Genomic DNA, 24,025 nt, shown 5'->3' on the forward strand with positions numbered 1-24,025 from the left:
CAAAGCAAAAAACCCCCGCATCGCGGGGGCTCGGACGTGATCGGCAACGGAGCGCGCGTCAGACCGCCTGGATATTTGCCGCCTGCTTCCCTTTCGGCCCGATTTTCACATCGAACGAAACCCGCTGATTTTCCTTCAGCGTCTTGAAGCCGTCCATCTTGATTTCGGAAAAGTGCGCAAACAGATCTTCGCCGCCATTGTCCGACGTAATGAAACCGAAACCTTTAGCATCGTTAAACCATTTCACGATACCGGTATCCATACCTTCGCTCCCCACTCGATTTGATCAAAAAAGCTACTTGTTATAGCCGTTTCCCGAAATCCCGAAGCATCGCGCCAAAGCATGCCAGTGGCGCACCGCCCGAGGACGGAGTGCTGACTTTATAAATTGGACAATCCGAGTGCGTCAAGAAGATTTTTGGTGAATGTTTTATCAAAAAATCGCCAATGTCACTGGAATCGGTCCCCGATCCTTTTCAATTAATCGATTTCCGCCAAAAACCTGTCATTGTTACCGGGGTCGCCTCCGAAATAATCCGGCCCGCGAAAAACCTACCGGAAACGCATCACACCGAAAAAATCCTCAGTATTTTTCCGAGTTGCGGAATTCGCATGCCATTGCGATCCTGAGTCGACACGCACGGTGAGGGAGAGAGCCATGTGGCTGGACGGTATCAAGCGCTTCGCGAGCCGGCTCGGGCGCGTGCACCGCAAGTCCCGCGCGCTTGCCGACGCTGCCCGCGAAACACCCTGCGACGCCGAATTCGACACGACCTGGCATGGCGACCACTGGCAGAACCTGCTGTCGTCGCCACTCGACGCGCGCCATTACGTGATGGAAGACTGGTCGAGCGCGCCGCCGCCCGCCGAGACCAAGGAAGCGCTGCCGCCGGCCAAGCGCCGGCGCCGCTGGTACGAGCAATAGGAAGCGAAAACGCGGCGCAAAAAAAAAAGCGCGACTGGAAGGTCGCGCCGACAAAGGTTTGGAGATCTTTTCCGTCAACGAAAAAGTCTGCTTCGGAAAGCAGAGACTGCAGTATAGCGACATAACATCCTTTCATTATCCATGCTCCACACAAACCTCTATTGCCGCCGTGGCAATAATCGCGTTAGTGCCTCCGGAGTCAGCCGATAACCGCCTGTCGCGATCGCGCAACGTCCGTCGCGCGTGCCACATCGCCCAAGTGCTCGGTGCATCGCCGGAAGTCCTTGACCGACAGGGCTTCCCGGCCGCCCGACTATCATTGCGGCAGCCAAAATGGACTATTGTTGAAATTGGCTTTCTTGCCGCTCCGAGCCGCTCCCTACACTGCAGATGAATCCCGAGGAAACGCGGGCGTCCGCCCGCCCGGCGTCAGCGCAATCACCGCACGCACTCGCCGGTGCCAGCAGCAGGTTCGATAGCCATCATCCTGTTTGGAGACAGATCAATGAAACGGACACTGATCGTCGCGGCATTGTCGGGCGTGTTCGCAACCGCCGCGCATGCACAGAGCAGCGTCACGCTGTACGGGCTGATCGACGCCGGCATCACCTACACGAACAACCAGGGTGGCCACAGCGCGTGGCAGGAAACGAGCGGCTCGGTCAACGGTAGCCGTTGGGGCCTGCGCGGCGCCGAGGATCTCGGCGGCGGCCTGAAAGCAATCTTCGTCCTCGAAAACGGCTTCGGCATCAACAACGGCACGCTGAAGCAGAACGGCCGGGAATTCGGCCGCCAGGCCTTCGTCGGCCTCGCCCACGATACCTACGGTTCGCTCACGCTCGGCCGCCAGTACGACAGCGTCGTCGACTATCTCGGCCCGCTGTCGCTGACCGGCACGCAGTTCGGCGGCACCCAGTTCGCGCACCCGTTCGACAACGACAACCTGAACAACTCGTTCCGGATCAACAACTCGGTCAAGTACCAGAGCGCGGATTACAGCGGCCTGAAATTCGGTGCGCTGTACGGCTTCTCGAACTCGACGGCCTTCTCGAACAACCGCGCGTACAGCGTCGGCGCGTCGTACAGCTACATGGGCTTCAACTTTGCGGCCGCGTACCTGCAGCTGAACAACAACGTGAACGCGCTGTCGCAGGCGGTTGCCGATCCCGGCGCGGTCACGGGCGACTGGACCTTCGCGGCCAGCCGTCAGCGCACATGGGGCGCCGCCCTGAACTACACGTTCGGGCCCGCGACGGCCGGCTTCGTGTTCACGCAGACGCGCCTGACCGACAGCCGCGCGATCAGTGCCGCGGCGTCAGGCGTGACGGGCGGCATTACGGGCCTGTCGGGCAGCACCCGCTTCAACAACTACGAACTCAACGGCCGCTACGCGCTGACGCCGGCGCTGTCGCTCGCCGGGTCGTATACGTACACCGACGGCCGCATCGTCGGCCAGACGCCGAGCTGGCACCAGTTCAACCTGCAGGCCGACTATTCGCTGTCGAAGCGCACCGACGTGTACTTGCAGGGCGAATTCCAGAAGGTCAACGCGGACGGTCTGAACGTGAACGCGAACATCAACGGCCTCGGCACCGCGTCGTCGACCAACAAGCAGCTCGCGGTGACGGCAGGCCTGCGCCATCGCTTCTGAACCTTGCGCGCTCGCGCCTGCAATACGACGAAGCGCCCCGCATGGGGCGCTTTTTGATTGCGCGCTCAGGCCTTGCCGGGCTCCGGATAGTGGACGTCGAGCACGTCGATCGGCTGCGGGCCGACGGGCGTCATCAGCGTGACGGTATCGCCGATCTTCGCCTTCAGCAGCGCGCGCGCCACCGGCGAGATCCAGCTCACATGGCCGATGTCGAGATCGACCTCGTCGATGCCGACGATCGTGATCGTATGCTCGTCGCCGTCCGGCGTCGCATAGTCGACCGTCGCGCCAAAGAACACCTGATCGGTGTTCTCCTGCCGGCTCGCGTCGACCACCTCGGCAATATCGAGCCGTTTGGTCAGGAAGCGGATGCGGCGGTCGATCTCGCGCAGCCGCCGCTTGCCGTAGATGTAGTCGCCGTTTTCGGAACGGTCGCCGTTCGACGCGGCCCACGACACGAGTCGCACGACCTCGGGACGCTCGACGTCGATCAGGCTCAGCAGCTCGTCCCTGAGCCGCTTGTGCCCCGCCGGCGTGATGTAGTTCTTCGAACCGGCCGGAATCGCGGCCTGGGCCTGCTCGAGATCGTCGTCGTCGCCGTCCGACTCTTTGACAAACGCCTTGTTCATGATGCACATTCAAACATGGATTACGGATGCTTCAAGGGTACACGATGGACCGCCCCGACAACGGCGGACCGTGTTTTTTGCGAATAAGTCTTCCCTTTTTTCACAACCTTGCTATAATCCCTCTTCTGCGTGCGGCTGTAGCTCAGTTGGATAGAGTACTTGGCTACGAACCAAGGGGTCGTGGGTTCGAATCCTGCCAGCCGCGCCACTTTTTTTGAGGGCCTTCCGAACCGAAGGCCCTTTCAGTTCGATGTAGTACCGTTTTGCGTGCGGCTGTAGCTCAGTTGGATAGAGTACTTGGCTACGAACCAAGGGGTCGTGGGTTCGAATCCTGCCAGCCGCGCCAATTTTTGAGGGCCTTCCCACCGAAGAAGGTCCTGTCAGTTTGAAGCAGTACCGTTTTGCGTGCGGCTGTAGCTCAGTTGGATAGAGTACTTGGCTACGAACCAAGGGGTCGTGGGTTCGAATCCTGCCAGCCGCACCACTTCTAAAGGGCCTTCCTCCGGGAAGGCCCTTTTTCTTTGCGTCCGTCCCGTTTGCGCGCTTCCTTTTGCACCCTCCCCGTTTGCACCCTCGCCGCTCGATCTCGGCACGCTTGCGCGCGCGGCACAAGCACCAACGAAAGCACCAACGAAAACGGCGGCCCTTGGCCGCCGTCACATCGATCGAAGGACACGAGCGTCAGTAATCCTGCCGCTCGCGCTCGATGCGCATCCCGCCGTCGTGACGTGCATGCGTGCCGTCGTCGGTCGAACGTTCGCGCATGATCCGCATCACATCCGGATTGGTCCGCACGCGCCGCATCACGTTCGCCAGATGGACGCGGTCGCTGACCTGGATCACGAAGCGCAGCACCGTCGATTCGTGTGTGAGATCTTCGTCCATCGCGATGTGGACGATGTTCGCGTCGGCCGACGTGATGTCCGCCGCCACCCGCGCGAAGATCCCCTTCGTATTCTTCACGAGCGCCTTCACCGCGACATCGAACAGCCGGCCCGGCTGAGGCGCCCACTCGACGTCGATCCAGCGGCCCGGATCGCGACGGTGGATGCGCTGCGCGACGCGACAATCGGTCGTATGAATCGCCATCCCGAGCCCGATACCGATGTAGCCCATGATCGCGTCGCCCGGAATCGGCCGGCAGCATGCGGACAACTGCACCGACATCCCTTCGGTGCCCGTGATCACGACCGGCGGCGCATGATGCGCGGCATGGCGCTCGGCCTTCGGCAGGTCGTCGTCCGCGTCGCGGCCGCTCATCAGCACCTCGATGCGCTTCGCCATCACCGCCGCAACGCGGCGGCCGAGGCCGATGTCCGCGAAGATTTCCTGGCGGCTCTTGTTGCCCGTCCACTGCACGAGCTTTTCCCATACTTCCGGCGTGACGTCGGCGAGTGCGAGCCCGTAACCCTTCAGGCTCTGATCGACGAGCCGCTCGCCGAGCTGCACCGATTCGTTCAGGCGCATCGTCTTCAGGTAGTGACGGATCGCCGAGCGCGCCTTGCCGGTGCGTACAAAACCGAGCCACGCAGGGTTCGGCTTCGAATACGGCGCCGTGATCACTTCGACGATGTCGCCGCTCTTCAGCTCGGTGCGCAACGGCAGCAGCTCGTTGTTGATCTTCACGGCGACGCACTGGTTGCCGAGATCGCTGTGGATCGAATACGCGAAGTCGAGCGCGGTCGCGCCGCGCGGCAGCGCCATGATCTTCGACTTCGGCGTAAATACGTAGACCGCATCCGGGAACAGGTCGATCTTCACGTGCTCGAGGAATTCGCTCGAGTCACCGGCTTCGCTCTGGATATCGAGCAGCGACTTCAGCCACTGGTGCGCGCGCTTCTGCACGTCGCTGAGATCCGCGCTGCCGTTCTTGTACAGCCAGTGCGCGGCGACGCCCGCCTCGGCGATCTCGTGCATCTTGCGCGTACGCACCTGGAACTCGATCGGCGCGCCGAACGGGCCGACGAGCGTCGTGTGCAGCGACTGATAGCCGTTGATCTTCGGGATCGCGATGTAGTCCTTGAACTTGCCGGGCACCGGCTTGTACAGCGCATGCAGCGCGCCGATGCACGTGTAGCAGTCGAGCGGATTCTCGACGACGACGCGAAAGCCGTACACGTCGAGCACCTGCGAGAACGACAGCTGCTTGTCGCGCATCTTCCGGTAGACGCTGTAGATGGTCTTTTCGCGGCCGGTGATCTCGGCTTCGATCTTCGCGTCGACCATCGCGCGCTGCGCGGCTTCGAGGATCTTGCTGATCACCTCGCGGCGATTGCCGCGCGCGGCCTTCACGGCCTTCTCGAGCGTCGCGTAGCGATGCGGGTTGAAGTTCGCGAAGCTCATGTCCTGCAGCTCGCGATACGTATTGTTCAGACCCAGGCGGTGCGCGATCGGCGCATAGATGTCGAGCGTCTCGCGTGCGACGCGGCGGCGCTTTTCCATCGGCACCGCGCCGAGCGTGCGCATGTTGTGCAGGCGATCGGCGAGCTTCACGAGGATGACCCGCACGTCGCGTGCCATCGCGAGCAGCATCTTGCGGAAATTTTCCGCCTGCGCTTCCTCGCGACTGCGGAATTCCATCTTGTCGAGCTTGGACAGGCCGTCGACCAGTTCCGCGACCTTCGGCCCGAACCGCTCGGCCAGCTCGCTCTTGGTCACGCCCTGGTCCTCCATCACGTCGTGCAGCAGCGCGGCCATCACGGCCTGTGCGTCGAGCTTCCAGCCGGCGCAGATTTCCGCGACGGCGACGGGATGGGTGATATAGGGTTCGCCGCTCTGGCGATATTGACCGAGGTGGGCTTCGTCGCTGAAGTGGAACGCCGCCTTGACCTCTTTGATCTCCTCCGGAGCGAGATACTCGGCGAGCGTGCCGGTCAGTTTCGCGATCGAAACGACGCCGTGCTTGCGCGGTTGCTCCGGAGTGGCGGTCGGCCCGAACAGATGCCGGAACGACTGTTCGAGGACCGCGTTGATGTACTGGCGCGCAGGCGATTGTGCCGTGGCTTCGGTGGTCGGATCCGCGGAGGCGGACGATGGGGTGGTGCTCATATTCGCCTCCTCGGTCAGCAATCGTTGCGCGCGTGGACTACATGGCTGGAGTGATGCGGTGCGGTTAGACCGGCACCTTCTTCAGCATCTCGACACCGACCTGGCCGGCCGCGATCTCGCGCAGCGCAACGACGGTCGGCTTGTCGCGGCTTTCGATCTTCGGCGTATGGCCTTGCGCGAGCTGCCGCGCGCGATAGGTGGCGGCGAGCGCCAGTTCGAAGCGGTTCGGGATCTGCTTCAGGCAGTCTTCGACGGTAATGCGAGCCATGGTGGGTAATTCCTTCTGAATATAGTGCTTATTCTACCTTATGTCCCTCGTGCCTCGCGTCATTCCGCGTGCGGCAGGTGGATGCCGAGCTCGATGAACAGCTCCGCATGTCGCGCGTACTGCGAAGCAAAGCGCAGGCGCGTCGCGGCGACGATGCATTCCAGCTCGGCGAGCGCGCGATCGAAGTTCTCGTTGATCACGACGTACTCCGCTTCCGATGCGTGCGCGATCTCGCTGCCGGCTGCGAGCAAACGACGCGTGATCACGTTCGGCTCGTCCTGGCCGCGCTTCTTCAGGCGCTCCTCGAGCGCGTCGAGCGACGGCGGCAGGATGAAGATGCCGACCGCGTTGTGGAACTGCTTCTTGACCTGCAGCGCGCCCTGCCAGTCGATCTCGAGCAGCACGTCGTGACCGTTCTTCATCTGCTCTTCGATCCAGACGCGCGACGTGCCGTAATAGTTGCCGTGCACTTCCGCGCTCTCGAGGAATTCGTGCGCCGCGTGGCGCGTGCGGAAATCGTCGACCGTCGTGAAGTGGTAGTGCTGGCCGTCCTGCTCGCCCGGCCGCGGCTTGCGCGTCGTGTACGAGATCGACAGGCAGATCTCGCTGTCCTTCGACAGCAGCGCGTTCACGAGCGTGGACTTGCCGGCGCCCGACGGCGCGACGACCATGAACAGATTGCCCGGATAGACGCCGCCGTGCAGCGAATGCGCGGCGTGGCCGTCGTGGATGGGTTGGGTCATGTTGCGTTACTCCAGGTTTTGCACTTGCTCGCGCATCTGCTCGATCAGCAGCTTGAGCGCCATCGACGCGTCGGCCAGTTCCTTGGCCGCTGCTTTCGAGCCGAGCGTGTTCGCTTCGCGATTCAGTTCCTGCATCATGAAGTCGAGACGCTTGCCGACGCGGCCGCCCTTCTCGATCACATGACGCGTTTCGTTCAGGTGCGCGGTGAGCCGCGACAGCTCCTCCGCGATATCGATCCGGATCCCGTACATCGTCACTTCCTGACGGATGCGCTCCGCGGCTTCCTCGCGCGACACGATCGGCGCGCTGCCTTCCGGCGCCGCGATGCCGAGCGCTTCCTGCAGCCGCTCGACGATCTTCTGCTGGTGCTTCGCGATCAGCTCCGGCACGAGCGGCGTGATGCGCGCGACGATCGCCTCCATCTCGGCGACGTTCGACAGCAGCATCGTCGCAAGCTGCGCGCCTTCGCGCGAACGCACGACGACCAGCTCGTTGATCGCTTCCTTGCCGCACGCGAGCACCGCGTCGCGGATCGCGTCGGCCGACACGCCGCTTTCGGCGATCACGCCGGGCCAGCGCAGGATTTCGCCCGCACGCAGGCGGCCAACGCCCGGGAACGACTCGAGCACCGTGCGCTCGAGGTCCGCAAGCTGGCCGAGCGCCGCCTGGTTCAGCGCGCCCGCGCCGATGCTCTGCTCGCCACGCTGCAGGTTGATGCGCACATCCACCTTGCCGCGCGACAGCTTGTTCATCAGCATTTCGCGCAGCGCGGGTTCACATGCGCGCACATCGTCGGGCATGCGGAAATTCAGGTCGAGGAAACGCGAGTTCACGGTACGCAGTTCGACCGACACGCTGGTGCCGCCGTTGCCCGTCGCCGCTGCGAGTTCGCGCGTCGCGCTCGCGTAGCCCGTCATGCTGTAGATCATGGTTCGTCTCGCCGTCTGGATGCCCTTGCGGGCCGGGAATCAATCGAGGCGCCCGGCGCATCCGAAGCGCGGGGCGGGAAACGCGCATTATCCCATTTTTGGCGCCGACCCCGCCGGGCACGCGGGCCGTTCGGCGCTAAAATCGGGGTTTCCTCTCCCACATTCTTTCTCGCCCATGACGCAATCCTTTTCCCGTCCGAGCGGCCGCAGCGCCGACGCACTGCGCAAGGTCGCCATCACGCGCCACTACACGAAGCATGCGGAAGGCTCCGTGCTGGTCGAGTTCGGCGACACCAAGGTGATCTGCACGGCGAGCGTCGCCGAGCGCGTGCCGGAGTTCCTGCGCGATCGCGGGCAAGGCTGGCTGACGGCCGAATACGGGATGCTGCCGCGCGCAACGCACACGCGCAGCGATCGCGAAGCCGCGCGCGGCAAGCAGACGGGCCGCACGCAGGAAATTCAGCGCCTGATCGGCCGCGCGCTGCGCGCGGTGTTCGACCTCGAGGCGCTCGGCCCACGCACGATCCATATCGACTGCGACGTGATCCAGGCCGACGGCGGCACGCGCACCGCGAGCATCACGGGCGCATTCGTCGCCGCGCATGACGCGGTGTCGAAGCTGATCGCCGCCGGCAAGCTCGCGCGTTCGCCGATCACCGACTACGTGGCCGCGATCTCGGTCGGCGTGTTCGAAGGCACCCCCGTGCTCGACCTCGATTACGCGGAGGATTCGCGCTGCGATACCGACATGAACGTCGTGATGACGGGCGCAGGTGGCTTCGTCGAAGTCCAGGGTACCGCCGAGGGCGTGCCGTTCTCGCGCGACGAGATGAACGCGCTGCTCGACCTCGCGCAGAGCGGGATCGGTGCGCTCGTGCAGATGCAGAAGGACGCGCTGGGTACAAGCCATGCCTGACGATCGCTCCACGCCGCCGCTGTCGCGCATCGTGCTCGCGTCGAACAACGCGGGCAAGCTGCGCGAATTCACGGCGATGTTCTCGACCGTCGGCATCGACGTGATTCCGCAAGGCGACCTCGCGGTGCCGGAAGCGGACGAACCGTTCCGCACGTTCATCGAGAATGCGCTGACGAAAGCGCGCCACGCAGCGCAGCTCACCGGGCTGCCGGCAATCGCCGACGATTCCGGCCTGTGCGTGCGCGCGCTGCGCGGCGCGCCCGGCGTCTACTCGGCACGCTACGCGCAGCGCGCGGGGCGCGAGAAAGGCGACGCGGCGAACAACGCGTATCTCGTGGACCAGTTGCGCGACGTTGCGGACCGTCGCGCGTATTACTGCTGTGTGCTCGCGCTCGTGCGCCACGCCGACGATCCGGAACCGCTGTTTGCCGAAGGCCGCTGGCACGGCGAGATCGTCGACACGCCGCGCGGCGCGCACGGATTCGGCTACGACCCGTATTTTTACCTGCCGGCGCTCGGCGCGACGGCGGCCGAGCTCGAACCGCCCGTGAAGAACGCGCTCAGCCATCGCGCGCTGGCGCTCAACGCGCTGCTCGCGCGGCTTGCGGAGGGGGAATGACCAGAAGCCCCCACGCTCACCTTCGTTCGTTGCAGGAGGCAGCATGAGTCAGGCTGCAGAAACCGGTGCGCGCGTCGTCGCGACGTTCACGTCGCCCGGCCAGGTGCGGCTGGCGTCGCTGCCACCGCTCGCGCTGTACGTGCATTTCCCGTGGTGCGTGCGCAAGTGCCCGTATTGCGATTTCAACTCGCACGAGTGGAAGGGCGAGCGGTTTCCGGAAACCGAGTATCTCGATGCGCTGCGCGCCGATCTCGAGCATGCGCTGCCGCTCGTCTGGGGGCGCCAGGTGCACACGGTGTTCATCGGCGGCGGCACCCCGAGCCTGCTGTCGGCAGCGGGCCTCGATCGCCTGCTGTCCGACGTGCGTGCGCTGCTGCCGCTCGACGCGGATGCGGAGATCACGCTCGAAGCGAATCCGGGCACGTTCGAGGCGGCGAAATTCGCGCAATTCCGCGCGAGCGGCGTGAACCGCCTGTCGGTCGGCATCCAGAGCTTCAACGAGACGCACCTGAAGGCGCTCGGCCGCATCCACGACGCGGCACAGGCGCGCGCGGCCGTCGAGGTCGCCGCGAAGACGTTCGACAACTTCAATCTCGACCTGATGTTCGCGCTGCCAAACCAGACGCTCGACGAATGCCGCACGGACATCGAAACCGCGCTGTCGTTCGCACCGCCGCATCTGTCGCTGTATCACCTGACGCTCGAGCCGAACACGCTGTTCGCGAAGTATCCGCCTGTCGTGCCCGACGACGATGCGTCGGCCGACATGCAGGAGTGGATCCACGCGCGCACGGCCGAAGCCGGCTACGAGCGCTACGAGGTGTCCGCGTATGCGAAGCCGCACCACCAGTGCAAGCACAACCTGAACTACTGGCGCTTCGGCGACTATCTCGGCATCGGCGCGGGCGCGCACACGAAGCTGTCGTTCCCGAACCGCATCCTGCGGCAGGCGCGCTACAAGCATCCGGGCACCTTCATCGAGGAGGCGCTGGCCGGCACGCCGGTGCAGGAAGAACGCGAAGTCGGCGCACGCGACCTGCCGTTCGAGTTCATGCTGAACACGCTGCGGCTCGTCGAGGGCTTCCCGGTACACAGCTTCGCCGAGCGCACGGGCCTGCCGATGAGCACGATCGAACCGGCGCTCAGGGAAGCGGAACGGCGCGGACTGATCACACGCGATTTCACGCAGATCGCGCCGACGCCGCTCGGCCAGCGCTTTCTCAACGACCTGCAGGAACTGTTCCTGCGTGACGACTGACAACGACCGGCTGGCATGCGACCGGAGTAAGCGATGAAGTACTCACTCCGGTCGACAGGGGCGACATTTCGGTTACAATGCCGCCTCGTGGAAGCGTGGCCGAGCGGTTTAAGGCACCGGTCTTGAAAACCGGCGACGGGCAACTGTCCGTGAGTTCGAATCTCACCGCTTCCGCCAGCATCACCCGACAAACCCCGTCAATTCGCTGAATGACGGGGTTTTTGTTTGACCGCTCGCCGCCTTCGCATCGGCGGTCACCGCACCGCAACGGCTTGCGCGTTCCACCATTCGCATGCGTTTTGCGGGATCCCGTTACAATCCCGCGCTCGGATTCGCAATACGGGAGCACATGCCATGAAGCACCTGATCGCTTCGTCGCTCGTCGCAGCGCTGGCCGCCATCAGCGCGCATGCGGCGGCCGACACCTCGACCGGCAACGACACGCCGGCACAATCGTGCGCGATCGCTTACGTCACGGGCGTCGGCGGATCGGAGCAGAGCCTGCGCGAATATCTCGCGAGCCCGAATCAGTATCGCTATCTGGCCGACAACGAGATTCACTGCCAGATTTCCGGTGAAGGCCGCGCGACCGGCTGCGTCGGCGTCACGAACCTGCGGCACGAGCGGGTCAGCGTGTACGACGACTCCGACCCGACGACGCTGTCCGTCGTCGCGCGCGTGGAACTCGACCGGGGGACTTACCCGGTGATTATCGTCGTGCCGAGAAAGAACGTGCAGTGCGTACAGTAACGCTCGCCGCGGCGGCCGCCTGATTGCCGTCGTCCGGCTCGCGCCGAACGTGTCCGGTTGCGCCGCCATCGCCTAGAATTCGGATCAGAACGGCGACACGAACGCCGCCGCGAACCCGAAGCCGCGCGAACCCACCCGTTCATGCGGCGCATGGAGGTTGTCATGTCCGAACAGTCGACCCCTACCCGCCACGTCGATTACGAAGGCTTCGAGATCCACGTCGTGCCGGGCCCGATGCCGGGCGACGACACGCGCTTCACCTATACAGGCTACGTCTGCCATCCGGGCGCGAACGCCGCGCTGCCCGGTCATGCGGTGCCGTTCCATGCGGACGGCGAAGAAAGCTTTGCAACACTCGACGAGGCGGTCCACGAAGCCGTGCACATCGGCAAGAGCATCGTCGACGGCACGCATCCGGACCTGTCGGTGCTGTCGCTCGTCACGCACGGATATTGAAGCGACGCGCCGATTCACCGGCATCATCAGCAGACGCAGCGTCGCGCGACGCGCGATATGCGTTTGTCCCGATGTCGGGTCACCCGCGCGCGACTATCATTTTTCTATTGTGTTCTTCGGCGCCGCTCCATGTCCGCCCTCCTCGTTCCGAGCGTCGTACGGCTGCGCGTCGCCGCGCTGGCCGCCGTCGCCATGCTTGCCGCCTGCACGATCACGCTGCCGTCGCCGCATGCGATCCTGACGCTGCCGTCGATCACGCGCAGCGCGAATCTCGACCAATATCGCACCGAAGTCGCCGAGCGCGTCGCCGAACGCAATCCTTCAGGGATGCTACACGGCACGCCGCAGGCAATGCTGCGCTCGCTCGTCGTGGTCGCGTTCACGGTCGATCGCGACGGTCAGCTCGTGCACGCATCGGTGTACCGCAGCAACGGCGACAGCGAAGCCGAAGCGCTCGCGCTCGCGTCGCTGCGCCGCGCCGCGCCGCTGCCGCCGCCGCCCGCGAAGCTGCTCGACGGCAAGGGCCAGGTCGAGCTGATGGAAAGCTGGCTCTTCAACGACAACGGCAAGTTCCAGCTGCAGAGTACGGCGTCCGCGCAGGCGCAGTCGATCGACTGAGCGCCTCACGCCGCGTCATTGCCGGTGCGCGGCACCGCTGGCTATAATTTTCCGCATTCGCACGGCCACCACGCCGTGCACGCGTTCGCGCGCGTCACCGAATATCCCCAAAAACAACCCGGAGACACTCATGTCCGCATCCCCACCGGCCGTTGCGCACGCAACCGATTCGGCCGGCGCGCTCAGCCACACGCGCATCGTGTTCGCAAGCTTCATCGGCACCGCGATCGAGTTCTATGATTTCTACGTGTACGCGACCGCCGCCGCGCTCGTGATCGGCCCGGTTTTCTTCCCGCACGGCTCCGCGACCGCGCAGGCGCTGTCCGCGTTCGTCACGTTCGGCATCGCGTTCATCGCGCGACCGATCGGCTCGTTCCTGTTCGGCCACTTCGGCGACCGCATCGGCCGCAAGTCGACGCTCGTCGCGTCGCTGCTCGTGATGGGCCTGTCCACCACCGCGATCGGCCTCGTGCCCGGCTACGACGCGATCGGTACGCTCGCGCCGGTGCTGCTGTGCGTGCTGCGCTTCGGCCAGGGGATCGGCCTCGGCGGCGAATGGGGCGGCGCCGCGCTGCTCGCGACCGAGAACGCGCCGCAAGGCAAGCGCGGCTGGTTCGGGATGTTTCCGCAGCTTGGGCCCTCGGTGGGCTTCCTGATGTCGAACGGGCTGTTCTTCGCGCTCGCGCTGTCGCTGTCCGATACGCAGTTCCGCAGCTGGGGCTGGCGCATCCCGTTCCTCGTGAGCGCGGTGCTCGTCGCGCTCGGGCTGTACGTACGGCTCAAGATCGCCGAAACGCCCGCGTTCCAGGCCGCGCTCGACCGCAACGAACGCGTGCGCGTGCCGGTCGCGACGCTCGTCACGCAACACTGGCAGCCGACGCTGCTCGGCGCGCTCGCGATGGTCGTCTGCTACACGCTGTTCTATATCTCGACGGTGTTCTCGCTGTCGTACGGCGTCGCCACACTGCATATCCCGCGCCAGAGCTTCCTCGGCCTGCTGTGCGTCGCGGTGGTGTTCATGGGGCTCGCGACGCCGCTGTCGGCGTGGGCATCGGACCGCTTCGGCCGCAAGCCGGTGCTCGTAGCAGGCTCGATCGCCGCGCTGCTGTCCGGCTTCGCGATGGCGCCGCTGCTCGGCAGCGGCTCGATGCCGCTCGTCGCGCTGTTCCTGACGCTCGAGCTGTTCCTGATGGGGGTGACGTTCGCGCCGATGGGCGCGCTGCTGCCGGAGCTGTTCCCGACCAACGTCCGCTATACGGGGGCCGGCGTCGCATACAACCTCGGCGGGATCCTCGGCGCGTCGATCGCACCTTACATCGCGCAGCTGCTGGCCGCCCGGGGCGGCCTGTCGTGGGTCGGCGGCTATGTATCGATCGCGGCGGCGATCAGCCTGCTCGGCGTGCTGATGATGCGCGAAACGCGCGACACATCGCTCGTCTGACCCCGGGACAGCCCCGGTTGTGTGCCGGCCGGCGGTGCTTATACTCCAACTGAGCTCGAACTGAGCTCGAACCGGGTTCGAAACGAGGCGCGCCGGCGGGCGCGCCGCGATCGTCAGGGAGCCGCCGCGATGAACATCCGCCTCGACAACGCCGATCTCGTCCTGACCGTCGCGCTCGCGCTGGGTGGCGCGTTACTGCTCGCGATCCGCTTCCGGCCAAAGACGTGGCGTGGACTCGTGTTCGAGGCGCTGCTCGCGAACGCGGCCGCCATTGCCGCCGTCCTGGCCGTCGAGGCGCTGCTCGCGTGACCGCGCGGCGGCGCCGCGCCGTTCAGTCCACCTTCATGCCGCTACCGGCGTGCGCTGCACGTAATCGGGACCGACCAGGTCGATCGCTGCCAGTGCCTCGTCGACGCTCGGCGCGGCGCCCGGTTCGCCGATCGACAGTGCGTGGGGCGCGCCGCCGATCCCGCAGTGGTGACGCGACGTCGCCACGAAGATCATCACGGTCGGCCGCCGCAGCGCGTGCGACATGTGTACGAACCCCGTATCCACGCCGACCACCAGCGCAGCCCGGCCGATCGCCGCACCGAGCTCGCGCACCGACATCGCCGGCAGCACGATCGCACCGGGGGCACGCGCGGCGATGTCCTTCGCATCATCGTGCTCGGCCGGCGAACCCCATGGCAGCAACACGCGCACGCCGCGCGCCATCATCCGCGTCGCGAGCGCCGCCCAATGCTTGGCCGGCCATTTTTTGTCGACGTTCGACGTCGCATGGAACAGCAGCATGAATGGCGCGCCATCGGTGACCGCGGCAGGCAGGCTGACATCGCTCGGCGCGACGACGCCGTGGTCCGCAATCCCCTGCGGTTCGTAGCCGAGCGCCTCGCCCGCGCTCACGCGCATCCCGTGCCAGGCATCGCAGTCCGGCCGCGGGCCGAAGCGGTGCGAGTACGCAAAGCGCGCGCCCGCCTCGCCGAGATCCCGGGTCTGGTAGCCGACCCGACGCCGGGCGCGTGCAAGGGCCGAAATGATCGCGCTCTTGTACACGCCGTGCAGGTCGATCACCGCGTCGTAGCGGCGCGCGCGCAGCGCGCCGATCGACGATGAAATCGCTTTCAGGTCGCCTGCATTGCGCATTTTCTTGAAGCGGCGCAGCGGCGCGCACAGCACGCTGCTCACGCCCGGGTGCCAGCGCACCACCTCCGCACACGACTCGTCGACGGCCCAGTCCACCGTTACGCCGGGAAATGCGCGATGCAGGTCGGCGACGACAGGCAACGTCTGGACGACATCGCCGAGCGACGTCACTTTCACAATGAGGATCCGTTTCACGGTAGTCAGTATTTCACGAGAGAGAACGGCCATTTCGGCATACTAATAACGATCGCGCAGTATTTGAATTACATCTCGATTACATTTGCAACGAAATGCGTCGTAGCCGTGAAGGATAGTTGAACGCAGCCGGCCACGGTTCCTTTTTATAATCGATTCTTTGCCGACGGCGCGCCGATGCAACGCTCTGACCTGTTTTCCACCGTCACCCGCCGCACGCAGCGCATCTGGCGCCAATACGGGATCTTCTGGCTCGGCGCGATCGCCGTCGGCCTCACCGCCGTGCTCTATGCGCGGCTGATCGACTGGGGTTACGAGTCGTTCCGCTCGCTGCAGCAGCATGCGCCCTGGCTGCCGCTGCTGCTGACCCCGGCGATCGCCGCCGGCTCCGTGTGGCTGACCCGCCGCTACTTCCGCGGTGCGGAAGGCAGCGGCATCCCGCAGGTGATCGCGACGCTGCATGCGCGCCCGAGCCAGTTCGGCGCGCGGCTGCTGACGCTGCGCATCCTGTTCGGCAAGATCCTGATCTCGTTCCTCGGCATCCTCGGCGGCTTCACGATCGGCCGCGAAGGGCCGACCGTGCAGGTCGGCGCGTCGCTGATGTTCAACCTGCGGCGTTTCTATCCGCGCTCGAACGCGCAGATCGAGCGCCAGCTCGTGCTCGCGGGTGCGGCGGCCGGCCTGTCGGCCGCGTTCAACACGCCGCTCGCGGGCATCGTGTTCGCAATCGAGGAACTGACCCGCAGCTTCTCGTCGCGCGCAAGCGGCGTGCTGATCACCGCGATCATCATCGCCGGCGTCGTCGCGCTCGGGCTGAACGGCAACTACACGTACTTCGGCACGATCGACGTCGGTCCGCATTTTCCGAAGCTGCTCGCGCTCGCCGTGCTCGTCACCGCAATCGTCACGGGCATCGCGGGCGGGCTGTTCTGCTGGGTATTGCTGAACGTCGGCCGCTGGCTGCCCGCGCAGCTGCTCGGGCTGTACCGCGAACGGCCGATCAGGTTCGCCGCACTGTGCGGCTTCGCGATCGCGGTCATCGGCCTCGTGTCGGGCGGCACGACGTTCGGCAGCGGCTATGCGGAAGCGCGCGGCCTGCTCGACGGCCGCGAGCACCTGTCGGCGCTCTATCCGTTCCTGAAGATGGCGTCGATGGTCGCGTCGTACCTGCCGGGCATCCCGGGCGGGATCTTCGCGCCGTCGCTGTCGATCGGCGCCGGGTTCGGCAACCTGCTGCACCTGGTGTTCGGCGACATGCCGCTGCCGATGCTCATCGCGCTCGCGATGGTCGGCTACCTCGCCGCCGTCACGCAATCGCCGATCACGTCGTTCGTGATCGTGATGGAGATGATCAACGGCCACGCGCTCGTGATCTCGCTGATGGCGGCCGCGCTGATCTCGAGCCGCGTGTCGCGCTTCTTCGCGCCACCGCTGTACGAAACGCTGGCGCAGCGCTATCTCGCGCCACCCGCTCCCGTGGCAGCCGCGGCCGCGGCGGCCGGTACGGGCCGCCCGGCATCCGGCGTCACGGAACCGCAGGACGCGGACGCGGCGCCCGCCGATCCGCTCGAAACGCTGCACGACGAGAACGGCGGAGAACCGGCCGCGCATGGGTCGGGCGAACGTGCGCAGGACGGCGACGCGGCGGCCACGGCGAACGCCGTTGCAACACACGCCGCCCCGCGCGACGTTCAATAGATCACCACCGGTGCCGGCCGGTAGTACACGGGCCGCGCCGGCACGACGACGCAGCCGGCGAGCGTGATGGCGACGAGCGCGATCACGAAGACGGTCTTTTTCATCGCACGCCTCCGTTATGCCCAGTGGCCGCGGGTCCAGAACCAGTTCGGACCGCGCTGATCCCAGTGGCTCGGCACCCAGTGCATGCCGATCCGCTCGGCTTCCCAGTGGCCACCGATCCACACGTACTGGCCATGATCCCAGTGCCAATGGCCGCGCTCCCAAACGTAACCGACTCGCGCGTCCGGCACGACTTCGTAGCGCACGGGCGGCGGCGCGTTCGGCGCGACGACGACGATCTCCTCGGTGCGCGCGGCGACCGGCTCGGCGATCACGACTTCGCCCGGCCGGGTGACGACCGGCGCCGCAACGAGAATTTCGTCCGCACGCGCGGCAAGCGGTGCGGCAAAAGCGGATACGCCGGCAGCTGCGGCGGCGAACACGAGAACAACGCGACGAATCGATGAGACAGCCATCACAACCTCCTGATTGAACAAGCAACGCGAGCGTATTCGTTCAATGCGGGAGCGGGGGTTACGGCCGACAGGCGCCGTGTTACGGCGTGCCCGAAAGTGCAACAGGGCGTAAGACGCGCACGGCGGCGAGCGCCGCCGTGCGGGACGGGAACGATGCGGGTCAGGCTTGCGGGATCTCGATCTTCACTTCGAGCACTTCGAGATCGTCCTGGCGCTCGAGGCTCACGCGGATGTCATCGTTCGAAATCTGCACGTACTTCGAGATCACGGCGACGAGCTCCTTCTGCAGCGCCGGCAGGTAGTCGGCTGGCGGCTTGCCGCCTACCCGCTCGTGCGCGATGATCAGTTGCAGGCGCTCCTTCGCGATCGATGCGGATTTTTTCTTCTCACCGAGGAGAAACGACAGAATGGACATGGTCGGCCTCCGTTACTTGCTGCCGAAGAGGCGCTGCAGCAGGCCCGGCTTCTGGTATTCGGTGAAGCGCAGCGGCTTGTCTTCGCCGAGGAAGCGCCCGACGATGTCCTTGTACGCTTCAGCGACGTCGGTGCCGTCGAGATGCACGGCCGGCAGGCCCTGGTTCGACGCATGCAGCACCGCTTCCGATTCCGGCACCACGCCGATCAGCTTGATGCGCAGGATCTCGCTGATGTCCTCGAGCGACAGCATCTCGCCTTCGTTGACGCGCTTCGGGCTGTAACGCGTGATCAGCAGGTGCTCCTTGATCGGGTCCTTGCCTTCGGTCGCGCGCTTGGTCTTCGACGACAGGATACCGAGAATGCGGTCCGAATCGCGCACCGACGACACTTCCGGGTTCGTCACGATCAGCGCCTCATCCGCGAAGTACATCGCGTGCAGCGCACCGGCCTCGATGCCCGCCGGCGAATCGCAGACGATGTATTCGAAATCCATCGCGGCCAGGTCGTTCAGCACCTTCTCGACGCCTTCACGCGTCAGCGCATCCTTGTCGCGGGTCTGCGACGCCGGCAGGATGTACAGGTTCTCGCACTTCTTGTCCTTGATCAGCGCCTGGTTCAGGTTCGCTTCACCCTGGATCACGTTCACGAGGTCGTACACGACGCGACGCTCGCAGCCCATGATGAGATCGAGGTTGCGCAGGCCGACGTCGAAGTCGATCACTGCCGTCTTGTGGCCACGCAGCGCGATACCGGACGCGAAGCTTGCGCTCGTCGTCGTCTTGCCAACGCCGCCCTTGCCCGAAGTCACCACGATGATTTTTGCCATTTACCCTATACCCTGTGTTCGTCAATGAGAGCCGATCGATCCGGTGTGCGCCGCGTGCTTCACGTCAGGCGCAGCGGTTCGATCATCAGTTTTTCCTCTTCGAGCCGGATCTGCACCGATTTGCCGAGCACGTCGGCAGGCAGCGGGTTCTCGGTGGTTCGATAGATGCCCGCGATCGAAATGAGTTCCGGCTCGAGACACGTGCAGAAAATGCGCGCGTCGTGATTGCCGTGCACGCCCGCGAGTGCGCGGCCGCGCAACGGCGCGTAGATGTGGATACTGCCTTCCGCAATGATCTCGGCGCCGTTACTGACCGGCGCGAGCACCACGAGGTCTCCTTTCGCGTAAATCTGCTGCCCCGAACGCAACGGCTTGTCGATCACGAGTGTCTGGCCGCCGACCTGCTGCGGCGCCGGAGCAGGCCCCGGTGCAGGGGCCGCTGAAGAGGCCGCGACGGCAGCCGCCTCGGCAACAGGCGCTTGGTCTGCATCGCCGGAAGCCTTCGCCGACGGCGCGCGGCGATCGCGCGCTTCGAGCAGCGGCAGCCCCGCTTCGCCCGCCCAGCCCTGCGACGCCAGCGCGACGACGCCAACCGGGCGCATCCGCACATCGCTCAGCATCTGGCGGATGTCGGCCAGTGCCACGCGTTCGCCGTCCGCAAGACGGCGGACGTCGATCGCGACGACATCGTCGGCAAAAAACTCGGGAGTCGCTTCGAAGCGCTTGACCAGCTCGGAACGCAACGCATCGAGATCGGTCGTCTTCACGGTGAACAGCAACGTATCGACCGTACCGCTGCGCAGTTCGAAGAATGGCGATTTTTTAAGCGACATGGACACTCTGCAAAAAATTTTTGCGTATTTTACAGGCGTCCACGCGACGGGCCATTAATTTTGGGACGTCGCGTAACGGGTGTCGTGTAACAGGCGTCGCGCTTCGGGCCCGGGTGGCCCGGCGGACGCCGCCCCGCACGTCAGTGCTTCACTCGCGACACGAACAGCGTCTTCATCGCGTCGGGCATCCGCGCGATCGGTGCATGCTCGCCGGTATTGCCGAAGCCGGCACGCTCGTAGAAACGGATCGCGTTGCGGTTCGCGTCGGCGATCCATGCGTAGATGTCCTGCGCGCCGCGCTCGGCGAGCCATGCGCTCGCCGTCTCGACAAGCAGCAGGCCGCCGCGCAGGTGGCGCACCGCGTGCGCAACCCACAGCTCGCTGACGAATGCGCGATGCTCGGGCGTATTGTCGAAATACGCGCCGATCATGCCGGCCGGATGGCCTTCGGTATACAGCAGGAACGTCGTCGATTGATCGGACGTCGCGCGCTGCGCGGCAATGGCCGCCGCCGCGTCGGAATCGACGTTCAGCAATTCGGCCTCCGGCGCTTCGCCGGGCGCGTAGGGCTCGCGCAGCGATGCGGCGCGGAGTTCGCGATACACGCCACCCTGATCGGCAACGATACGACGAACGGTCAAGATCGAACTCATGCAGGCACAGCCCCCTTCGGACAGCAAGCTATTAGCTTCAACCGAAAGCGGGGTATGAGTCAAATCGTTATTTTCAAATGCCGGCGCGAATCGAAAGGCAACAGGCGTTGCAACCGCCCGGTAGCACCGTCGCACGCGCGCTGCTGTGCACATGCAACATCGCCGCCAGACAGAATGCCGTGCGCGTCACAGCCCGCATCGCGCGCAGGCCCGCCGGCCGGGCACCTTGACTGACGGGCGCGTCAGCGCGACGACCCACGCGCGTTCGGCCGGCCACGCTGAAATTCCGGGCAAGAAAGTCGGTCGGATATCGAACGAAATGCGATTGAAACGCGATTCGCGTCAGTGGTTTTATTGCATTGCAACATTTGTTGTTCTGTACACACACCGGACGCACGGGTCGAAGCGGCCCCGTTTTCGTCTGATGAAGGCTCCGTCCGCGCCGGGCGAAATCGCGTCTCCTGTCTGTTTCAATCACCGCGTGCGCGCCCTTCCCCGCCCGCGCCGCCGGCACCCCGCCGTTTGGAGTTTCCCGCCTAGCGCGCGGGTTGAAATTGGACGGACGCGAGTCGTATAACTGGCAGAAGCGGGCCACATTCCGGGCCACAGCGCGGGCTACGACCCGGTGCCGCGCGCAGGCGGCGCGGACCAACGATGGATTCGAACCGCTTCGTATCGGGCCGGCGCGAAGTCCGGCCGACTGGAGGGAGACAATGGCAATGACCGACGGATCGGCGTCGAGCTGGACGGATGGCAAGCGTTACCTGTGGCTGCTCGGCGCGCTGACGATCACGCTGCCGATCCTGGCGGCCCAGCTCGCGCTGTCGACGGGCCTGCATGTGTTCTGGTGGTTCGGGCCGCTGTTCGCGTTCGGCGTGATCCCGATCCTCGATACGCTGATCGGCGACGATCGCGACAATCCCCCGGACGAAATCGTGTCGCGGCTCGAGAAGGAGCGCTACTACCGGCTGATCGTCTACCTCGCGACGCTCGTCGAATACGTCGCGTTCTTCGCCTGCGCGTGGATCGTCGGCACGCATGCGCTCGCGTGGTACGACTACGTCGGCTTTGCGCTGTCGCTCGGCGCGGCGACCGGCATCTCGATCAATACCGCGCACGAACTCGGGCACAAGACCAGCCGCTTCGAGCGCTGGCTCGCGAAGATCACGCTCGCGCCGGTCGCGTACGGGCACTTCTTCGTCGAGCACAACCGCGGCCATCACGTCCGCGTCGCGACCGTCGACGATCCGGCGAGCGCCCGCTTCGGCGAATCGTTCTGGGTATTCCTGCCGCGCACCGTCTTCGGCAGCATCCGCTCCGCGTGGCATCTGGAACAGGCCCGCCTCGTGCGGCTCGGGAAGTCGCCATGGACCTGGCGCAACGAGGTCCTGCATGCGTGGGCGATGACGGTCGTCGTGTGGGGCGTCACGATCGCGCTGTTCGGCAAGGTCGTGATTCCGTTCCTGCTGATCCAGGCCGCATACGGCGCGTCGCTGCTCGAGGTCGTGAACTATGTCGAGCATTACGGGCTCGGACGCCGGAAGCTGCCGAGCGGCCGCTACGAGCGCTGCACGCCGCAGCATTCGTGGAACAGCAACCACGTCGTGACGAACCTGTTCCTGTACCAGTTGCAGCGGCATGCCGACCATCACGCGAATCCGACCCGCTCGTACCAGGCGCTGCGCCATTTCGACGATTCGCCGCAGTTGCCGGCCGGTTACGCGACGATGATCCTGCTCGCCTACATCCCGCCGCTCTGGTATCGCGTGATGAACCCGCGCGTCGTCGCGCACTACGGCGGCAACATGGCGCAGTCGAACATCAAGCCGTCGATCCGTCAGAAGGTGCTCGCGCAGTACGCGGCGGCGGGCTGAGGGGGCGGCGCGTCAGGTGTTCGGGTGGCGGCACCCGGTTCAGGCCGCTGCCCCTTCAGGCAGCCTGAACACCGCTACCGCGTGCCGCAGCGCCCGCGCCTGCTCCGCGAGCGCCTGCGTCGCCGCCGACGCCTGCTCGACGAGCGCCGCGTTGTGCTGCGTCGCGGCGTCCATCTGCGTGACCGCGACGTTCACCTGCTGGATCCCGCCGCTCTGCTCCTGCGCGGCCGACGAAATCTCCGCGACGATTGCCGTAACCCGCCGCGCGGCCGCGACGATCTCGTGAATCGACTCGCCCGCGCGGCCGATCAGTGCCGCCCCGGCGCCGACGCGCTGCGTCGACTGCTCGATCAGCCCCTTGATCTCCTTCGCGGCGGCCGCGCTGCGCTGCGCGAGCGTGCGCACCTCGGATGCGACGACGGCGAAGCCGCGGCCCTGCTCGCCCGCCCGAGCGGCCTCGACCGCCGCGTTCAGCGCGAGGATGTTGGTCTGGAACGCGATCCCGTCGATCACCGCGATGATCTCGCCGACCTTCGCCGCGCTGTCGGCGATCCCGTTCATCGTGTCGACCGCCTGCGTCATCACGCCGCCGCCGGCCGACGCGATGCCGGACGCGTCGTCGGCAAGCCGCGCCGCGTGCTGCGCGTTTTCGGCCGACTGCCGCACGACGCCCGTCAGTTGCTCCATGCTCGCCGCGGTTTCTTCCAGCGACGCGGCCTGCGCTTCGGTGCGCGCGGACAGGTCGTGATTGCCCGACGCAATCTGCGCACTCGCGGCCGCGACCGCTTCCGCGTGCGTGCGGACCTCGAGCACGACGCCGGACAGGCTCGCGCGCATCGTCTGCAATGCGCGCAGCAATTCGGCGATCTCGTCGCGGCCGCTCGCATCGACTTCGCGCGTCAGGTCGCCAGCGGCCACCGCCTTCGCACACGCGACTGCCGCATCGAGCGGCCGCAGGATCGCGCGGCTGAACAGGAACGCGCCGAGCATCGCGATACCCAGCACGACGAGCATCAGCACGATGCTCGCGGCGGTCGCGTGCGCTGCTTCGCGGCTCGCCTGCGCGGACACCGCGGCGCTTTCGTCGGCGATCGTCTTCGCGGCGCGCTCGAGCAGCGCGGCCGGCTCGCGGTCGACGCCCGCGACCGCCGCGTCACCGGCCGTCGGCTCGAAACCGGCTGCCTTGAACGCGTCGAAACCGCGCCGGTAGCCGTCGCCCATCGCCGCATGCGCGCGCATGAACTGTTCGACGAGCGTGCGGCTTTCGCCGGGCGGCAATTGCTTGTCGAGCTGCGCGGCAAGCGTGTCGACCGTGCGCTCGCGCGTCTGGAACGCGCTCCAGTACTTGTCCAGCTTGTCGGGCTGCTTGCCGCGCAGCAGCGTGTCCTTCCACTCCTGGACCTGCAGCTTGAACTGCACGAGGGTGGCCGACACGAGCCGTTCGTTGGCGACGTTCGTCTGCACGTCGTTCGCGAACGTATCGATCGAGCGATTGAGGATGTGAATGCCGTACAGCGCGCCGGACAGCATCAGCAGCAGCGCAACGGCAAATGCGAAGGGGATCTTGTAGCTCAGCTTCATGGGACCTTGAGTCGACAGGGGGCGGCGTCGCGACG

At 65.6% G+C, this 24,025-nt stretch carries 25 protein-coding genes and 4 tRNA genes; 16 read left to right on the forward strand and 13 right to left on the reverse strand.

Features of this window, described 5'->3' with window-relative positions; all coding sequences use genetic code 11:
- Positions 1-58: 58 nt before the first annotated feature.
- The gene (locus G3N94_RS14980) at positions 59-262 is read right to left on the reverse strand and encodes a cold-shock protein (RefSeq protein WP_205793251.1); all 204 of its coding nucleotides are present in this window, start codon (positions 260-262) and stop codon (positions 59-61) included.
- Between the two features lie 396 nt (positions 263-658).
- On the opposite strand from G3N94_RS14980, the gene G3N94_RS14985 reads away from it, so the two are divergent.
- Together G3N94_RS14985 and G3N94_RS14990 are read left to right on the forward strand one after the other, a co-directional pair.
- Complete coding sequence (locus G3N94_RS14985) at positions 659-925, forward strand: hypothetical protein (RefSeq protein ID WP_205793253.1); 267 nt, start codon at positions 659-661, stop codon at positions 923-925.
- Positions 926-1,430: 505 nt separating this feature from the next.
- Positions 1,431-2,576 carry a porin gene (locus G3N94_RS14990; protein ID WP_205793255.1) on the forward strand — a complete coding sequence of 382 codons (1,146 nt, stop codon included), beginning with the start codon at positions 1,431-1,433 and terminating at the stop codon, positions 2,574-2,576.
- A gap of 65 nt (positions 2,577-2,641) precedes the next feature.
- Here the strand turns inward: G3N94_RS14990 and greB are convergent, their stop codons facing one another.
- Positions 2,642-3,205, reverse strand: coding sequence for a transcription elongation factor GreB (greB, locus tag G3N94_RS14995; protein WP_205793257.1), 564 nt, complete (start codon positions 3,203-3,205; stop codon positions 2,642-2,644).
- Between the two features lie 131 nt (positions 3,206-3,336).
- Here greB and G3N94_RS15000 point away from each other — a divergent pair.
- From G3N94_RS15000 to G3N94_RS15010, 3 genes are all read left to right on the forward strand, one after another.
- Positions 3,337-3,413 (forward strand) — tRNA-Arg (locus G3N94_RS15000).
- A 61-nt stretch (positions 3,414-3,474) separates the two neighbouring features.
- Positions 3,475-3,551, forward strand: a tRNA-Arg gene (locus G3N94_RS15005).
- Positions 3,552-3,612: 61 nt separating this feature from the next.
- A tRNA-Arg gene (locus G3N94_RS15010) sits at positions 3,613-3,689 on the forward strand.
- A gap of 197 nt (positions 3,690-3,886) precedes the next feature.
- Here the strand turns inward: G3N94_RS15010 and G3N94_RS15015 are convergent.
- The 4 genes from G3N94_RS15015 to G3N94_RS15030 all read right to left on the reverse strand — a co-directional run bounded on the left by G3N94_RS15015 (position 3,887) and on the right by G3N94_RS15030 (position 8,194).
- Complete coding sequence (locus G3N94_RS15015; protein WP_124600361.1) at positions 3,887-6,253, reverse strand: bifunctional (p)ppGpp synthetase/guanosine-3',5'-bis(diphosphate) 3'-pyrophosphohydrolase; 2,367 nt, start codon at positions 6,251-6,253, stop codon at positions 3,887-3,889.
- Between the two features lie 64 nt (positions 6,254-6,317).
- Positions 6,318-6,521, reverse strand: a complete 204-nt coding sequence (gene rpoZ, locus G3N94_RS15020; RefSeq protein WP_006025620.1) for a DNA-directed RNA polymerase subunit omega — start codon at positions 6,519-6,521, stop codon at positions 6,318-6,320.
- Positions 6,522-6,580: 59 nt separating this feature from the next.
- On the reverse strand, positions 6,581-7,264 hold the full coding sequence (gene gmk, locus G3N94_RS15025; RefSeq protein WP_205793259.1) for a guanylate kinase: 684 nt from the start codon (positions 7,262-7,264) through the stop codon (positions 6,581-6,583).
- A 6-nt stretch (positions 7,265-7,270) separates the two neighbouring features.
- Positions 7,271-8,194: a YicC/YloC family endoribonuclease gene (locus G3N94_RS15030; RefSeq protein ID WP_205793261.1), complete on the reverse strand. Its 924-nt coding sequence runs from the start codon at positions 8,192-8,194 to the stop codon at positions 7,271-7,273.
- Between the two features lie 175 nt (positions 8,195-8,369).
- On the opposite strand from G3N94_RS15030, the gene rph reads away from it, so the two are divergent.
- The 9 genes from rph to G3N94_RS15075 all read left to right on the forward strand — a co-directional run bounded on the left by rph (position 8,370) and on the right by G3N94_RS15075 (position 14,561).
- Positions 8,370-9,110, forward strand: coding sequence for a ribonuclease PH (gene rph, locus G3N94_RS15035; RefSeq protein WP_124600358.1), 741 nt, complete (start codon positions 8,370-8,372; stop codon positions 9,108-9,110).
- A complete protein-coding gene (gene rdgB / locus G3N94_RS15040) occupies positions 9,103-9,729 on the forward strand; it encodes an RdgB/HAM1 family non-canonical purine NTP pyrophosphatase (RefSeq protein ID WP_205793263.1) in 627 nt (208 codons plus the stop codon). The genes rph and rdgB overlap by 8 nt, the downstream gene beginning before the upstream one ends.
- A gap of 43 nt (positions 9,730-9,772) precedes the next feature.
- On the forward strand, positions 9,773-10,987 hold the full coding sequence (gene hemW / locus G3N94_RS15045; protein ID WP_205793265.1) for a radical SAM family heme chaperone HemW: 1,215 nt from the start codon (positions 9,773-9,775) through the stop codon (positions 10,985-10,987).
- 89 nt (positions 10,988-11,076) lie between these two features.
- Positions 11,077-11,164: transfer RNA gene (locus G3N94_RS15050), tRNA-Ser, on the forward strand.
- Between the two features lie 177 nt (positions 11,165-11,341).
- Positions 11,342-11,737, forward strand: a complete 396-nt coding sequence (locus G3N94_RS15055; protein ID WP_205793267.1) for a hypothetical protein — start codon at positions 11,342-11,344, stop codon at positions 11,735-11,737.
- A 162-nt stretch (positions 11,738-11,899) separates the two neighbouring features.
- On the forward strand, positions 11,900-12,193 hold the full coding sequence (locus tag G3N94_RS15060; protein ID WP_205793269.1) for a hypothetical protein: 294 nt from the start codon (positions 11,900-11,902) through the stop codon (positions 12,191-12,193).
- 129 nt (positions 12,194-12,322) lie between these two features.
- The gene (locus G3N94_RS15065) at positions 12,323-12,811 is read left to right on the forward strand and encodes an energy transducer TonB (RefSeq protein ID WP_205793270.1); all 489 of its coding nucleotides are present in this window, start codon (positions 12,323-12,325) and stop codon (positions 12,809-12,811) included.
- Between the two features lie 130 nt (positions 12,812-12,941).
- Entirely contained in the window at positions 12,942-14,252 is a 1,311-nt protein-coding gene (locus G3N94_RS15070; RefSeq protein ID WP_205793272.1) for an MFS transporter, read from the forward strand.
- A gap of 129 nt (positions 14,253-14,381) precedes the next feature.
- Positions 14,382-14,561: a hypothetical protein gene (locus tag G3N94_RS15075; protein ID WP_205793274.1), complete on the forward strand. Its 180-nt coding sequence runs from the start codon at positions 14,382-14,384 to the stop codon at positions 14,559-14,561.
- Positions 14,562-14,594: 33 nt separating this feature from the next.
- Here G3N94_RS15075 and waaC read toward each other — a convergent pair whose 3' ends face one another.
- Complete coding sequence (gene waaC / locus G3N94_RS15080; protein WP_205793276.1) at positions 14,595-15,590, reverse strand: lipopolysaccharide heptosyltransferase I; 996 nt, start codon at positions 15,588-15,590, stop codon at positions 14,595-14,597.
- 177 nt (positions 15,591-15,767) lie between these two features.
- Between waaC and G3N94_RS15085 the strand changes: the two genes are divergently transcribed.
- On the forward strand, positions 15,768-17,288 hold the full coding sequence (locus tag G3N94_RS15085) for a chloride channel protein (RefSeq protein WP_205793278.1): 1,521 nt from the start codon (positions 15,768-15,770) through the stop codon (positions 17,286-17,288).
- A gap of 116 nt (positions 17,289-17,404) precedes the next feature.
- On the opposite strand, the gene G3N94_RS15090 is transcribed toward G3N94_RS15085, so the two are convergent.
- From G3N94_RS15090 to G3N94_RS15110, 5 genes are all read right to left on the reverse strand, one after another.
- Positions 17,405-17,806 (reverse strand): YXWGXW repeat-containing protein, encoded by a 402-nt coding sequence (locus tag G3N94_RS15090; protein WP_205793280.1) that lies wholly within the window; start codon positions 17,804-17,806, stop codon positions 17,405-17,407.
- A 160-nt stretch (positions 17,807-17,966) separates the two neighbouring features.
- Positions 17,967-18,221, reverse strand: coding sequence for a cell division topological specificity factor MinE (gene minE / locus G3N94_RS15095; RefSeq protein ID WP_010091676.1), 255 nt, complete (start codon positions 18,219-18,221; stop codon positions 17,967-17,969).
- A 12-nt stretch (positions 18,222-18,233) separates the two neighbouring features.
- Entirely contained in the window at positions 18,234-19,049 is an 816-nt protein-coding gene (minD, locus tag G3N94_RS15100) for a septum site-determining protein MinD (protein WP_205793281.1), read from the reverse strand.
- Between the two features lie 59 nt (positions 19,050-19,108).
- On the reverse strand, positions 19,109-19,882 hold the full coding sequence (gene minC, locus G3N94_RS15105; RefSeq protein WP_205793283.1) for a septum site-determining protein MinC: 774 nt from the start codon (positions 19,880-19,882) through the stop codon (positions 19,109-19,111).
- A 140-nt stretch (positions 19,883-20,022) separates the two neighbouring features.
- The gene (locus G3N94_RS15110; RefSeq protein WP_205793285.1) at positions 20,023-20,598 is read right to left on the reverse strand and encodes a GNAT family N-acetyltransferase; all 576 of its coding nucleotides are present in this window, start codon (positions 20,596-20,598) and stop codon (positions 20,023-20,025) included.
- Positions 20,599-21,248: 650 nt separating this feature from the next.
- Between G3N94_RS15110 and G3N94_RS15115 the strand changes: the two genes are divergently transcribed.
- Positions 21,249-22,409, forward strand: coding sequence for an alkane 1-monooxygenase (locus tag G3N94_RS15115; RefSeq protein ID WP_205793287.1), 1,161 nt, complete (start codon positions 21,249-21,251; stop codon positions 22,407-22,409).
- Positions 22,410-22,448: 39 nt separating this feature from the next.
- Here G3N94_RS15115 and G3N94_RS15120 read toward each other — a convergent pair whose 3' ends face one another.
- Positions 22,449-23,990, reverse strand: coding sequence for a methyl-accepting chemotaxis protein (locus G3N94_RS15120; RefSeq protein WP_205793289.1), 1,542 nt, complete (start codon positions 23,988-23,990; stop codon positions 22,449-22,451).
- Between the last annotated feature and the right edge of the window lie 35 nt (positions 23,991-24,025).

This window comes from Burkholderia sp. Ac-20353, from assembly GCF_017104785.1.
GTDB lineage: Bacteria > Pseudomonadota > Gammaproteobacteria > Burkholderiales > Burkholderiaceae > Burkholderia.